The 12,615-nt window shown below is 64.7% G+C and carries 10 protein-coding genes and 1 pseudogene; 8 read left to right on the forward strand and 3 right to left on the reverse strand.

From position 1 onward, the window contains the following. Positions 1–92 precede the first annotated feature (92 nt). Together ACIPZB_RS17070 and ACIPZB_RS17075 are read right to left on the reverse strand one after the other, a co-directional pair. Complete coding sequence (locus tag ACIPZB_RS17070; protein ID WP_400641755.1) at positions 93–785, reverse strand: SDR family NAD(P)-dependent oxidoreductase; 693 nt, start codon at positions 783–785, stop codon at positions 93–95. Positions 786–824: 39 nt separating this feature from the next. Then, positions 825–1,613 (reverse strand): shikimate dehydrogenase family protein, encoded by a 789-nt coding sequence (locus tag ACIPZB_RS17075; RefSeq protein ID WP_400641756.1) that lies wholly within the window; start codon positions 1,611–1,613, stop codon positions 825–827. A gap of 112 nt (positions 1,614–1,725) precedes the next feature. Here ACIPZB_RS17075 and ACIPZB_RS17080 point away from each other — a divergent pair, with 112 nt between their 5' ends. After that, positions 1,726–2,487 (forward strand): GntR family transcriptional regulator, encoded by a 762-nt coding sequence (locus ACIPZB_RS17080; RefSeq protein WP_400641757.1) that lies wholly within the window; start codon positions 1,726–1,728, stop codon positions 2,485–2,487. A 91-nt stretch (positions 2,488–2,578) separates the two neighbouring features. On the opposite strand, the pseudogene ACIPZB_RS17085 reads toward ACIPZB_RS17080, so the two are convergent. After that, positions 2,579–2,929: pseudogene (locus ACIPZB_RS17085) on the reverse strand (type 1 glutamine amidotransferase domain-containing protein); the annotation flags it as partial. A gap of 473 nt (positions 2,930–3,402) precedes the next feature. Here ACIPZB_RS17085 and ACIPZB_RS17090 point away from each other — a divergent pair. The 7 genes from ACIPZB_RS17090 to ACIPZB_RS17120 all read left to right on the forward strand — a co-directional run bounded on the left by ACIPZB_RS17090 (position 3,403) and on the right by ACIPZB_RS17120 (position 12,562). Then, positions 3,403–4,578 carry a glycerol dehydrogenase gene (locus ACIPZB_RS17090; protein WP_400641758.1) on the forward strand — a complete coding sequence of 392 codons (1,176 nt, stop codon included), beginning with the start codon at positions 3,403–3,405 and terminating at the stop codon, positions 4,576–4,578. A gap of 5 nt (positions 4,579–4,583) precedes the next feature. Beyond that, positions 4,584–5,756: an iron-containing alcohol dehydrogenase gene (locus ACIPZB_RS17095; protein ID WP_400641759.1), complete on the forward strand. Its 1,173-nt coding sequence runs from the start codon at positions 4,584–4,586 to the stop codon at positions 5,754–5,756. Between the two features lie 125 nt (positions 5,757–5,881). Beyond that, complete coding sequence (locus tag ACIPZB_RS17100) at positions 5,882–7,156, forward strand: carbohydrate porin (protein WP_400641760.1); 1,275 nt, start codon at positions 5,882–5,884, stop codon at positions 7,154–7,156. Positions 7,157–7,225: 69 nt separating this feature from the next. Then, a complete protein-coding gene (locus ACIPZB_RS17105; protein ID WP_400641761.1) occupies positions 7,226–8,734 on the forward strand; it encodes an aldehyde dehydrogenase in 1,509 nt (502 codons plus the stop codon). A gap of 31 nt (positions 8,735–8,765) precedes the next feature. Beyond that, complete coding sequence (locus ACIPZB_RS17110) at positions 8,766–10,007, forward strand: sugar ABC transporter substrate-binding protein (protein ID WP_400641762.1); 1,242 nt, start codon at positions 8,766–8,768, stop codon at positions 10,005–10,007. A gap of 10 nt (positions 10,008–10,017) precedes the next feature. After that, positions 10,018–11,529, forward strand: coding sequence for a sugar ABC transporter ATP-binding protein (locus ACIPZB_RS17115; RefSeq protein WP_400641763.1), 1,512 nt, complete (start codon positions 10,018–10,020; stop codon positions 11,527–11,529). Beyond that, positions 11,522–12,562: an ABC transporter permease gene (locus tag ACIPZB_RS17120; RefSeq protein ID WP_400641764.1), complete on the forward strand. Its 1,041-nt coding sequence runs from the start codon at positions 11,522–11,524 to the stop codon at positions 12,560–12,562. The genes ACIPZB_RS17115 and ACIPZB_RS17120 overlap by 8 nt, the downstream gene beginning before the upstream one ends. Positions 12,563–12,615 lie beyond the last annotated feature (53 nt).

The raw sequence follows: 12,615 nt of genomic DNA on the forward strand, positions 1-12,615 counted from the left end.
GAGGCCCGGTAGCGAGTGCCGGGATTTCGCGCTATTTGATGCATCATATATCATGCATTTTTACGGTCAAGCACTCTATGGACGGCCGCCGATCAGGCGATCGAATAGCCGCCGTCTACAGGCAAGGTCGTGCCGGTCACATAGCGCGCGTTTTCCGAAACCAGGAAGGCAATCACATTCGCCACGTCCTCGGGCATGCCCCAGGCCTTCATTGGAATGCGCGCCATGATGCCTTGCGAGCGCTCCGGGTCCTCGAATGCGCGGCGCGACAGGTTGGTCAGAATCCAGCCCGGAGCCACCGCATTGACCCTGACCCCATCGGTCGCCCAGGCCACGGCCATGCAACGCGTCAATTCGGCAATGGCCGCCTTGCTCGAAGCGTATGCCGGCGTCTTGGCCGAGCCGAAAATGCTCCACATCGAGGCGAAGTTCACTACTGCACCGCGCGCGGCTTTGAGGCCGGGAAGGGCGGCATTGGTGACGCGCAGTACCGCCGTGAGGTTGACGTCCATGACGCGGCTGAAGCCTTCGGGCTCCCATTCGCGGCTGTGATCAATGATGCCGGCGGCGTTGACGATGGCATCGATGCGCTCGAAGCGGGCGAAGAAGCTGTTCACGGCGTCATCGTCGGTGACGTCCAGTTCTTGATAGTGAATGCCCGCCACCCGCTGCTCGGGTTCGCCCAGGCCCAGGGTGAACACCTCATGGCCATCTGCGTGCAGGCGCTGTGCCGCGGCCAGGCCAATGCCCGAACCGCCACCGGTTACGATTGCAATCTTTTTCATGGTTTTCCTCTGCGGGTTCGAAGGTGCCTGCACGCCCGATCAGGCAAACAGAAACTCGGCCAAAAGATCGATCTGGCCGGTAATCATGTGTGAGCCCTTGTGAATGACACAGCCGCGCTCGGCTGCAGCGCTCAGCAAAGGGGTGATATCCGGATTCATCACCACTTCGCCGACGACCGTGCCGGGTGCCAGGGTTTCGACCGGCAAGGGCAGCGGGTCGTCGGCCTTGAGGCCCAGCGCGGTGCCGTTGATCACGACGTCGAACCCGCTGGCGTCGGCGCTGCCGGCATGGATTTGCCGTGTTGGAAATAGCGGACGCAATTCGGCGACCAGGTCTTCGGCCTTGGCCGGCGTGCGGTTGCTGATCACCAACTCCCGGATGTCTTCAGCCAGCAAGGCATGGGCGATGCCGGTGGCCGCGCCTCCGGCACCGAGCAGCAGCACGCGTCGGTCACGCAGGTCGTGGCCCTGCTTTTTCAAACCGACGACAAAACCGTCGCCATCGAACATGCGCCCGCTGAAGCGTCCGTCAGGCAGGCGTTTGGCGACGTTGCACACATTCAACGAACGGGCGGTGCCTTTGAGCTCATCGCAAAGTTTAGCCACCTCCAGTTTGTGCGGCACGGTGACGATCACGCCGGCCAGGTTTTCAATGCCGCGCAACCCTTCCCAGGCGCTGGCCAGATTGGCGGGTGACACTTCCCAGGGCACCAGGACGCCGTCATGGCCGAGCTGCTCCAGCAGCGGGTTGAAGAATTCAGGCGTGCGCAGGTGTTTGGCGGGGTAACACAGATGAACCACAACCCGTGTTTTACCGGTGATAGGCATGGGCATGTTCCTTGACGTATGCTGTAGTGATGTATGATATATCTTCGTTCGGATCGCACGTCAACAGCCGGATCACGCCTTGATTGCGCTGGCGATGAAAAGGTCGTGATGTATGATGCGTTATCTTCGCCGCCCGGTGCCGTCGTATCAGCCCGCCCGGCGCATCCTTATTGACCCTGGAGACCATGTAACCGTGACCGTGCATAAGCCTATCGACAAAGGCAACTTGAGCGAGCGGGTCTACGCCATCATCCGCACCGCGCTGATGGACGGGCAGTACCAGCCCGGGGACCGTTTGCGGATCAGTGCGCTGGCCGAAGAGTTCGGCGTGTCGATCACTCCCGTGCGTGAAGCGATATTCCGCCTGGTCAGCGACCACGCGCTGGATATGAAGGCCGCGACCTCCATTTATGTCCCGGAGCTGACGGTCAGTCAGTTGCGGGAAATCCAGTTGATCCGGCACCTGCTCGAAGGTGAGGCTGCGGGCATGGCTGCGCTGCGGGTGACCGCGGCGGAGCTGGAAAAGCTTGAAGCCATTCAGGATGCCTTCCAGAAAGCGGTTTCGGTCGACTACAAACAGGCATCGTTGCTCAACAGAGAATTCCACTTCGGCCTGATTTCCGCTGCGCGCATGCCCGTAGTGGCCAAGACCCTGGAGAACATGTGGGTCATCATGGGCCCATTGTTGAGTCGCTTTCACGCAGAAGTCCCCAAGCGCGAGCTCGCCAGCTCCAAGCACAAGCATTTCGAAGTGCTGGAAGCTTTGCGCAACCGCGATTCGGCCAAGGCCAAGGCGGCCATGCAAGCCGACATCGCCTGGGGCGAGCTGATGATCAAATGGCTGGAGGAGAAGGAAAGCCTGGTCGGCGCGTGATCCTTTCGCAGCTTGCGGATAATGCTGACGACGTCGCCCGAACGCCTTGAATGCGTATCGGGCGATTTCGTTTTCCCCCTGCGCAGGCGCGTTACTTCATCCGGCCGAGCAATGCCTTGCCGACCTCGGCGGCCGAGGCCGGGTTCTGGCCTGTGATCAACTCGCGATCAACGACCACATTGGGCGTCCAGTTGCTTGTATTGCTGCTGTACAACCCACCGGCCAGCTCCAACGCGGTTTGCGGGTAGAACTTCATCTGGCCACCGTTGAGCAGGCCTTTGGCGGCCTCTTCTTCCTGGTTGCTGATAACCGTCATCTTGTAGCCCGCATAGATCCAGTCGGCGCTGGCTTTCGCCGGCTTCGCGCTCTGCAGTTGGCGGGTGAAGCCCTCGGCGTCGGGCAGGGTCGACAGCAGGGCGATGGGGCCATGGCAGACGAGTGCTGGTTTTCCCTGTGGGAGCCGGCTTGCCGGCGATAGGGCCCGATCTGGCTACGCAGGGTGAACATGTTGTGTCTGTTCCGGCCCTTCGCCGGCAAGCCGGCTCCCACAGGGTTCGTGCTGGCTTTTGGAGTTTAGGTCGGGCCAACGGTTGTTGCCCTTTGGCTGGACACTCTATGGGCGCCGGAGAAGAAGATTAATTACCTCCCAGGCAAATGATCTTGTGCTGAAAAGCAAAAATGCCGCGTAAGCGTGTGCAGCTGCGGGTTCCATTGCCCTGTGAGCGCTCGCGGAATTCGACGTGCGCGAAAGGGACTTGGAATTGCGCGAACAAACATGATATATGATATGCAATCACGTCGTCAGACCTGATGAAACGTCCTGAAACCGAGAACAAGAAAGCCTTGGAAAGAGGCGAGGATGCCCCCTATGCAAACAGTGCGTCGTGGATTGCGCCAAGGGCCCGGGAGGTGCGAATGACTCAGATCTTCGCGGCTCCCGGCCGTTACATTCAGGGTTACCAGGAACTGGAGCGCCTGTACCAGCATATAGCCTGGTTCGGCCAGCGGTTTCTGGTGATCACCACTCAGGGCCGTCTGGACAGCCTGCGCCAGACCCTGGCCTTGAGCTTCGACAACCCGGAACTGAACCTGCGCTATGCCGTGTTCGAAGGTGAAGTCACACGTGCCGAGGTCCAGCGCCTGTTCCTGCTACAGCAGGATCAGGGTTGCGACGGGGTGATCGGGGTCGGCGGCGGCAAGGTGCTCGATGCCGCCAAGGCGGTGGCCGCCAGGGCGCGGCTACCCTTGTGCATCGTGCCCACGGTGGTGTCCAACGATGCACCCACCAGTGCACTGTCAGTGTTCTACCACGCCGACGGCAGCTACGAAGACGTACTGTTCCACGCGCGCAGCCCCGACGTGGTGGTGGTCGACACCCAGGTGATCGCCCAGGCCCCGGTGCGCCTGCTGGTGGCTGGCATCGGCGATGCCTTGGCCACCTATTACGAGGCCCGCACCTGCGTACAGGGCTATCGCGACAACTTCCTCGGCCTTGGCTCCGCCCAGGGGGGAGGCAAGGCGACCCTCACGTCCATGGCCATCGCTGAGTTGTGCCACCGGGTGCTGCGCGAGGACGCGGTGCAGGCCGTGCGGGCGTGCGAGCAGAACGTCGTGACCAAGGCACTGAACCGGGTAATCGAGGCCAACGCGCTGATGAGCGGCATCGGTTTCGAGAGCAACGGCGTGGCCACCGCCCATGCCGTGTACAGCGGCTTCAGCGAGCTGGGCGAGCGGGCCAGCGCCTACCACGGCGAATACGTGGCCTTCGGCACGCTGGTGATGCTGCTGCTCGAGGGCGCCCCGGCCGCTGAACTGGACGACCTGCTGCACCTGTGCTTGGCGGTAGGGTTGCCGGTATGCCTGGCCGACCTGGCACTGGGCGACATCAGCGCCGAGGAGCTGCACCGGGTGGCGGAGGTGGCGGCTTCTCCGCAGCAGACCAGCCGAGTCGAGCCTTTCGAGGTGACCATTCGGGAAATGCTTGCGGCCCTGCGGGCTGCCAACGACCTCGGCGAATTCTACAAGAAAGGCGGATCGGTCCTGGTCACCTCGGATGATCAGCGTCCGGCATCGGCCATCAGCAAAGGATGAGTGGGATGAAGGATTTTCAGGCAAGTCTGCCCGTCAAACTGGACTTCGAGGTCGGCGGAGTGTTGCGCATAGCCGAGAAAGTGGTGCCCTATGGCAACAAGGTGCTGTTGATGGTCGACCCGTTCCTGGAGGGCAGCTCCTTGGTAGCCAAGGTGCTCGCCAGCTTCGCTGAGCGCGACATCGAGGCGGTCGAGTTCTACGACATCGTGCCCAACCCGCGCCACACCACCATCGACCGCGCCGTAACGCTGGTGCGTGACAACGGTTGCCAGGCGGTGGTGGCCATCGGTGGCGGCAGCGCCATCGACTCGGCCAAGGCGGTGGCCTTGGTGGCCGTGCATGGCGGCAGCTGCTGGGATTACACCGAACGTCTTGGCGAGGCAGTGACCCGCCCGACGACCCGTGGCCTGCCGCTGCTGGTGGTGCCGACCACCTCCGGCACCGGCTCTGAGGCCACGCCGTTCGCGGTGATCAACAATCCCGAACTCGGCCTCAAGTGCGCCATCGTCAACCCCAGTATCTACCCGGATGTGGCGCTGATCGACCCGCAGATCCTGGTCAGCAAACCTGCGCGGCTGACTGCGCTGACCGCTGCGGACGCGTTCTGTCATGCCCTGGAGGCGTTCATCAGCATCCACTCCACACCCTGGGTCGAGATGGTCGCCCTGGAGGCGATCCGCCTGTTCGCCGACAACGCCCTGCGCTGCGTCGAGCACGGCGACGACCTGGAGGCGAGGGCGCGCATGGCGTTGGCTTCGACCCTTGCCGGCATGGCCATCGCCGGTGCCGGGGTCACCGTTTCCCATGCCCTCGGCCAGCCGCTGGGGGCGATGACCGACGCGCCCCATGGCGGCACCGTGGCGGCGAGCACGGCGCAGGTGATTCGCTGGACCCTGCCGGTGGCGCAGGACAAATTCGCCAGGGTCGCGGCGATCCTCGACCCGGCCACCCAGGCCCTGTCGGTGGCCGAACGCGCCGCGCGTCTGCCTGACATCGTCAGCACCCACTTCGCCCGCCTGGGCATCCGCGACACTTTTGGCAGCTATGGCCTCAAGCCTGAACAGGTCGATGCGTTCGCCAAGGTGGTGTGGACCAGTTTCAACCAGGACCTGGCCTGTCACCCCAAACCGATCCGCGACCAGCAGGAGGTGGCCGAAATCGTCAGGCAGTGCCTGTAGCACTGATGTCTGTCTGATCTGACCCCGATGTGGCGAGTCCGGCCTTGGTGAAGAGGCCGGCAGCCCGCTACACCCTGAAAAAACTGAATAACAACCACAAGAACCAGTTTCGGGAACACATCACCATGGCAAGAACCTCCTTGGCCGGGCTCGGCCTGCTGGGCCTCTGCGCCTTGCAAACGGCCCATGCCGATGGCTACTCGCAGAACAACTTCCTGCTCGGCGACTGGAATGGCGAGCGCACCCACTTGCATGAACAGGGCGTGGACTTCCTGTTCACCTACGTCAACGAGCTGGCCTACAACACCCAGGGCGGTGACCCGCACAAAGGCACCTACAGCGACCAGTTGATGGCCGACGCGCAGTTCGACCTGCAACGCTTGCTTGGCTGGGAGGGCGCGGCGTTGCGCGCGACCTTCACCAACCGCAACGGCGAGAGCCTGACCCGTGAGGCCAACACCGGCACACTGCTGGCCGCCCAGGAAATCTACGGCCGCGGTAGCGTCACACGGCTGGTGCAGTTCTATTACCAGCAGGCCCTGTACGCGGACCGCCTGCTGCTGAAAGTCGGTCGGCTGCCCATGAGCGGGGATGTGTTCCCGTTCTCCTGCACCTTCCAGAACCTGACCTTCTGTGGCGCCGTGCCCGGCTACATCACGCCCAACTGGTTCACCTGGCCGGTCAGCCAATGGGGGGCGGCGCTGCAGGCACAGTTGGCGGACGACTGGTGGCTGAACACGGCGATCTACCAGGTGAACCCTCGCTTCACCGAGAATGCCCAGAGCCTGAACTTCGGCAGCCCCTCGGGCACCACCGGCCACCTCGCAGTCGCTGAACTGGCCTGGAAGCCGACCTTGGCCGGCCTGCCCGGCAGCTACCGGGTCGGCGTGTGGCGCAACACCGGGGATTTCGACGATATCTACCTGGACGTCGAGGGCCAGCCCATCGGGCTGACCGGCAACACCCCCGAGCGCCACGACCAGGCCCGCGGCTGGTACGCCATGGCCCAGCAGCGGGTCTACCAGTCGCCGAGCAATCCGGCGCGAGGCCTGACGCTGTTCAGCAACTTCATCCAGTCCGACCGCGATGTCTCCGACATCGAGCGGGTCTGGCACCTGGGCGCCTTCGTCGGCGGCCCGTTCGCGGCACGCCCGCAAGACGAAATCGGCCTGGCCCTGGGGCGCCTGGAGGTCAACCCGCGTTCGGCTCGGCGAGCACAGCAGGCCAGCGGTTCCGAGCAACGCGCAGATGTCGAGTACCCGGTCGAGCTGTATTACGGATTGCAGCTTTCCCCGGCGCTGACCCTGCGGCCGAACGTGCAGTACACCCGCAACCCCGGCGGCTTCGACCACGACCGTAGCGTGGTTGTGTGGGGCTTGAAGACCGTGGTGAGTTTCTAGCAGTGGTGCTCGCCTGCGGGCGACGTGTCGCTCAATTCATGATGCATCATATTTGATAAGGGAAAATCCATGAGCATTGCCAATTTTGTTGATCTCACCGCTGTCCAGAAACGTGTCAGTCAACTCGAACTGCCGGGCCAGGCGTTCATCGACGGACGCTTCGTCGATGCCGTGAGTGGCCAGACCTTTGCCAACGTCTCGCCCCGCGACGCCAGCGTGCTGAACCAGGTCGCCTCCTGCCAGGCCGAGGACGTCGACCTGGCCGTGAAGGCCGCACGTCGGGCATTCGACAGTGGCGTCTGGTCGCGGCGCACGCCCAAGGAGCGCAAACAGGTGCTGCTGCGTTTTGCCGCCTTGTTCGAGCAGCACATGGACGAGCTGGCGCTGCTGGAAACCCTCGACATGGGCAAGCCGATCAGCGAAAGCGCGGGCTTCGACGTGCACGCCGTACTCGACTGCCTGCGCTGGTATGCCGAGAGCTGCGACAAGCTGTATGACGAAGTCGCGCCATCCGGCCCTTCGGCCCTGGGCCTGGTGACCCGCGAGGCCATCGGTGTGGTGGGCGCCGTGACGCCGTGGAACTTCCCCATGCTGATGTCCATGTGGAAGGTCGCCCCGGCGCTGGCCATGGGCAACTCGGTGGTGCTCAAACCTGCAGAGCAATCGCCTCTCACCGCCCTGCGCCTGGCAGGGCTGGCCGCCGAGGCGGGCATCCCGGCCGGGGTGTTCAACGTGCTGCCGGGCTTTGGCCCCACCGCGGGCAAGGCCCTGGGGCTGCACATGGATGTCGACACCCTGGTGTTCACCGGCTCTGGTGAGGTCGGTAAATTGTTCCTGCAGTACTCCGGGCAGTCGAACATGAAGCGGGTCTGGCTGGAGTGCGGCGGCAAGACCCCGAACATCATCCTCGACGACTGCCATGACCTGGAAAAGGCCGCGATCACCGCGGCGCGCTCGATGTTCTTCAACCAGGGCGAAGTCTGTGTAGCGCCGTCGCGGTTGATCGTCGAGGCCGGCATCCGCGGCGAGTTCGTTGCCGAGGTGCTCAAGGTCGCCCGTGGCATCGCTGCCGGCGATCCGCTGGACCCGGCCACGCAGCTGGGTGCCATGGTCGATCAGACCCAGCTTGAACGCGTGCTGGGCTACATCGACAAGGGTGTGCAGGAGGGCGCGCGCTTGATCCTGGGCGGTGAGCGGATCAGCCATGGGCTGGGCGCCAAGGGCTTCTACCTGCCGCCGACGATCTTCGACGAGGTCAGCAACGACATGACCATCGCCCGCGAGGAAATCTTCGGTCCGGTGCTCTCGGTGATCACCGCCCGCGATCACCTCGATGCCCTGCGCATCGCCAACGACACCCCGTACGGTCTGGCCGCCAGCCTGTGGACCTCCGACCTGTCGCGCGCCCACCAGATGGCCCGCAGCCTGCGTGCCGGCAGCGTGTGGGTCAACTGCTTCGACGGTGGCGATATCAGCATGCCGTTCGGCGGCTTCAAGCAGTCCGGCAACGGCCGTGATCGCTCGCTGCACGCGCTGGACAAGTACTCCGAGCTCAAGTCCACCTGGATCGAGCTGTGACCCTTTGCGCTGCAACCTGGAGAACAACAAGATGAAAACCACCGTTGCCCGTTCCGTCTGCGCCACTGCGCTGGCCTTCCTGCTCGCGGCTACCGCCAGCGCCGAAGAGCGTCACCCGCTGTACAAGCTGATCCCCAATACCGCGCTGTCCGGCCTGGTCGATCCGCAGATGCCCGACCGCACGGCCATCGAAAAGGCCCTGCCGCTGAAGAAGAAGGGCCCGCACCTGCGCATCGGCTGGACCGAAATCACCCTCGGCAACCCCTGGTTCGTGACGATGACCCGCGACGCTCGCACCCTCGCCGAACGCTACGGCTACGACCTGCAGGTGCAGGTGGCCGACAGCGACGTGGCGCGCCAGAGCGCCCAGGTCGACAACTTCATCACCCTGGGCGTGGACGTGATCGTCATCGACCCCACCGACACCCTGGGTACCGTCGCCGATGTAGAGCGGTCGGTGGCCGCCGGGATCCCGGTGATCACCGTCGGCACCGCCCCGGATGCCCGGGCCCCGGTGGTGACCACCAGCACCGCCAACCCCTATGGCAGCGGCGTGGAGGCTGGGCGCTACATCGTCGAGCACACCGACCCGGGCAGCCAGATCAACGCCGCCATGGTCATTGGCGTGATGGGTAACTCCACCTCCGAGAGCCGCCTCAACGGCATGATCTCGGGCATCGTCCAAGCCCGTGCCGAGCAGCGCAAGCTGGGCTTGTCGAAGGAGGATGCCTGGCTCAAGGGCTATGAGCTGTTCCAGCAGGTCAAGGCCAAGGGCGGCTTCAACTGGCCCGAAGGCGGTTTCAGCGTGCTGGCCTGGGGCCGTGGCGACTGGACCGAGGAGGGCGGCCTTGCCGCCACCGAGGACATTCTCTCGGCCCATGGCGAGCGCCTGAACCTGATCCTGGCGGAGAACGATTTCATCGCCATCGGCGCGATCAATGCCGTGGACAACGCCGGCAAAGCCGGGCAGGTGCGGGTGGCCTCGGCGTCCGGCACCTTCAAGGTGGCGCTTGAGCTGATCCGCCAGGGCAAGTTGATGGTCAGCGCTACCAACAGCGGTTCGCAGACGGGCATCGCGGCCATCGAACTGATCCACCAGATCGCCGACAAGGGCATGGACGCCAACAACCTGCCACTGGCCTCGTACTTCCCCGTGGAGCTGATCACCCCGGCCAATGTCGAGCAGTTCATCGCCCTGGAGGATGCTCCTGCCAGTACCGAGCGGCTGCCAGCCTTCCACACCGTCGAGCAGCTCAAGGCCGCCTCGCGCTGAGGGCACTGCCATGCAAATAGCCAACAATACGGCCGTGGAGCTGCGCGGCATCCACAAGGCCTTCGGCGGCATCAGTGCCCTCGGTGGTGCCAGTTTCAGTGCGCGCTGCGGCGAAGTGCACGCGCTGATGGGCGAGAACGGCGCGGGCAAGTCGACATTGATGAAGGTCCTCGCCGGCGCCTACGTACGCGATGCCGGCCAGGTGCTGCTGGAAGGGCGCGAGGTGAGCATCGAGCAGCCGGCCGACGCCCTGCGTCTGGGCGTGTCGGTCATCTATCAGGAGTTTGCCCTGGCCCCGCATCTGACGGTGGCCGAGAACATCTGCATCGACGACCTGGGCCGCCGTCGTGGCTGGGTGCGCCAGGCCGCCCTGCGCGACAAGGCGCGGGCGGTGCTGGCGGAGCTTGGCTTCGGCGAGATCGATGTGGCCCAGCCGGTGGGCAACCTGTCGGTGGCCCATCAGCAGGCGGTGGAGATTGCCAAGGCGTTGTCGCGCAATGCCTCGGTGCTGGTGTTCGACGAGCCCACCGCGGTGCTCACCGCCCACGAGTCCGAGCAGCTTTTCCGCATCCTCGAGGAGCTGCGGCGCAAGGGCGTCTGCATTGTCTACGTGTCCCACCGCATGGACGAGATCTTCCGCATCTGCGACCGCGCCACGGTGCTCAAGGACGGGCGCACCGTGGGCACCGTGGCGCTCTCGGAAATCGACGAGCGCGGCCTGGTGCGGATGATGGTCGGCCGCGAACTGAACGATTTGTTCCCACCGCGCCAGGCCACGCTCGGAGAGGTGCGGCTGGAAGTAGAAGGGTTGTGTGCCGGGCCTCTGGTGCGCGAAGTCGGTTTTACCGTGCGCGCTGGCGAGGTGCTGGGCTTTGGGGGCCTGGTGGGCTCGGGGCGTACCGAGACCATGCGCGCGCTGTTCGGCGCCGACCCTGCCAGCGCGGGCAGCATCCGCCTGAACGGCCAAGCACTGCGTAACCGCAGCCCGCGCGAGGCGATCGCAAACGGCATCGGCCTGGTACCTGAGGACCGCAAGCAGCAGGGCGTGCTCCTGGAAATGTCGGTCCGGGTCAACGCTGCCCTGCGGCCAGGATCGCCCTACATCGGACGTGGTGGCTGGATCGACGGCAAGCGCGAGCGCGCCGGGGTCGAGGCGCTGCGCCAGCAGCTGCGCCTGAAAACCGGCTCGATCGAGCAGGCGGTGGGTGACTTGTCGGGCGGCAATCAGCAGAAGGTGGCGCTGATGAAGTGGGTCGATGCCGGGTGCCGGGTACTGATACTCGACGAGCCGACCCGCGGTGTGGATGTGGGGGCGCGAATCGAGATCTACCGCGTGATCAACGAACTAGCGGAGGCAGGGGTGGCGATTTTGCTGGTGTCCTCGGAAATGACCGAACTGATCGGCTTGTGCGACCGGGTGCTGGTGATGCGCGATGGTGCGATCGCCGGCGAACTGAGCGGCGCGGCGATTGATGAACACGCAATGATCTGTCTAGCGATGGGAGTGGAACAACATGCATGACAACCCGAACAAATTGGCCGCCGCTACGCTGCCCGGCGAGCCTGCGCAGGCCAAGGGGCTTGACCTGCGCAGGGCGTTCCTGCAACACAACGCGCTGGTCATGCTGCTGGTGCTGGTGGTGGCCGCCAGCTTCCTGTCGGCGGACTTCTTCACCTGGCAGAACCTGGGCAATCTGCTGCGCCAGCTGACGCCGCTGATGCTGGTAAGCATCGGCATGTTGATCGTCATCCTGACCGCCGGCATCGACCTGTCGGTGGCCTCGGTGGCGGCCGTGGGGGGCATCGTCGTGGCCATGAGCCTGAACCTGCTGCCCTTCGCGGGAGCGGGTGGATTGCTGCTGGCGCTGGCCATCGCGGTGGCCGCAGGGGTGCTGATGGGGCTGGTGACCGGCACCTTCATCGCCTACCTGCGCATGGCACCGTTCATCGCGACCCTGGCGATGATGACCATGGCGCGCGGGTTGGCTTTCATTCTCTCGAACGGCCAGCCGCAACGGCTCGCCGACGATCAGAGTGCCGCCGCGCTGCTGCGCGAGTTCGGGCGCCAGTCCGACCCGCTGCTCGGCGTGCCATGGCCGGTGTGGCTGGCGCTGGTGGTGGTGGTGGGCTTTGCCCTGATCCTGCGCTACAACGCCTTCGGCCGGCTGGTGGTGGCCAGCGGCAGCAACGAGACCGCCGTGCGCCTGGCCGGCATTGCGGTGGAGCGCTACAAGCTTGCTGCCTACGCCATCTGCGGTGGCCTCAGCGCCCTGGCCGGCGTGGTCATCACCTCGCGCTCGGGGGTGGCCACACCCAGCGCGGGACTGGCCCTGGAGCTGGACGCCATCGCGGCCTGCGTGATCGGCGGCGCGTTGCTTTCAGGCGGCAAGGGCAGCCTGTTCTACACGGTAGTGGGCGTGCTGGTGCTGGGGCTGATCGGCAACATCATGAACCTGCTCAGCGTACCGGCCTATCCCCAGCAGATGATCAAGGGCGCCATCATCGTGGTCGCCGTACTGCTGCAGGGCATCGGCCGGCGTGACGCGCGCATCTGACAACCCTCGGCGCGCGTGGGCACGCTGCAGATGCTGGCCTGCGAGTGCCGAGT

This window comes from Pseudomonas sp. NPDC089396 (genome assembly GCF_044749545.1).
Classification (GTDB): Bacteria; Pseudomonadota; Gammaproteobacteria; order Pseudomonadales; family Pseudomonadaceae; genus Aquipseudomonas.

Coding starts and splice junctions, on each gene's coding strand:
- ACIPZB_RS17120 (WP_400641764.1), top strand. CDS start 11,522: ATGCATGACAACCCGAACAAATTGGCCGCCGCTACGCTGCCCGGCGAG.
- ACIPZB_RS17110 (WP_400641762.1), top strand. CDS start 8,766: ATGAAAACCACCGTTGCCCGTTCCGTCTGCGCCACTGCGCTGGCCTTC.
- ACIPZB_RS17075 (WP_400641756.1), bottom strand. CDS start 1,613: ATGCCTATCACCGGTAAAACACGGGTTGTGGTTCATCTGTGTTACCCC.
- ACIPZB_RS17080 (WP_400641757.1), top strand. CDS start 1,726: ATGATGCGTTATCTTCGCCGCCCGGTGCCGTCGTATCAGCCCGCCCGG.
- ACIPZB_RS17070 (WP_400641755.1), bottom strand. CDS start 785: ATGAAAAAGATTGCAATCGTAACCGGTGGCGGTTCGGGCATTGGCCTG.
- ACIPZB_RS17115 (WP_400641763.1), top strand. CDS start 10,018: ATGCAAATAGCCAACAATACGGCCGTGGAGCTGCGCGGCATCCACAAG.
- ACIPZB_RS17100 (WP_400641760.1), top strand. CDS start 5,882: ATGGCAAGAACCTCCTTGGCCGGGCTCGGCCTGCTGGGCCTCTGCGCC.
- ACIPZB_RS17090 (WP_400641758.1), top strand. CDS start 3,403: ATGACTCAGATCTTCGCGGCTCCCGGCCGTTACATTCAGGGTTACCAG.
- ACIPZB_RS17105 (WP_400641761.1), top strand. CDS start 7,226: ATGAGCATTGCCAATTTTGTTGATCTCACCGCTGTCCAGAAACGTGTC.
- ACIPZB_RS17095 (WP_400641759.1), top strand. CDS start 4,584: ATGAAGGATTTTCAGGCAAGTCTGCCCGTCAAACTGGACTTCGAGGTC.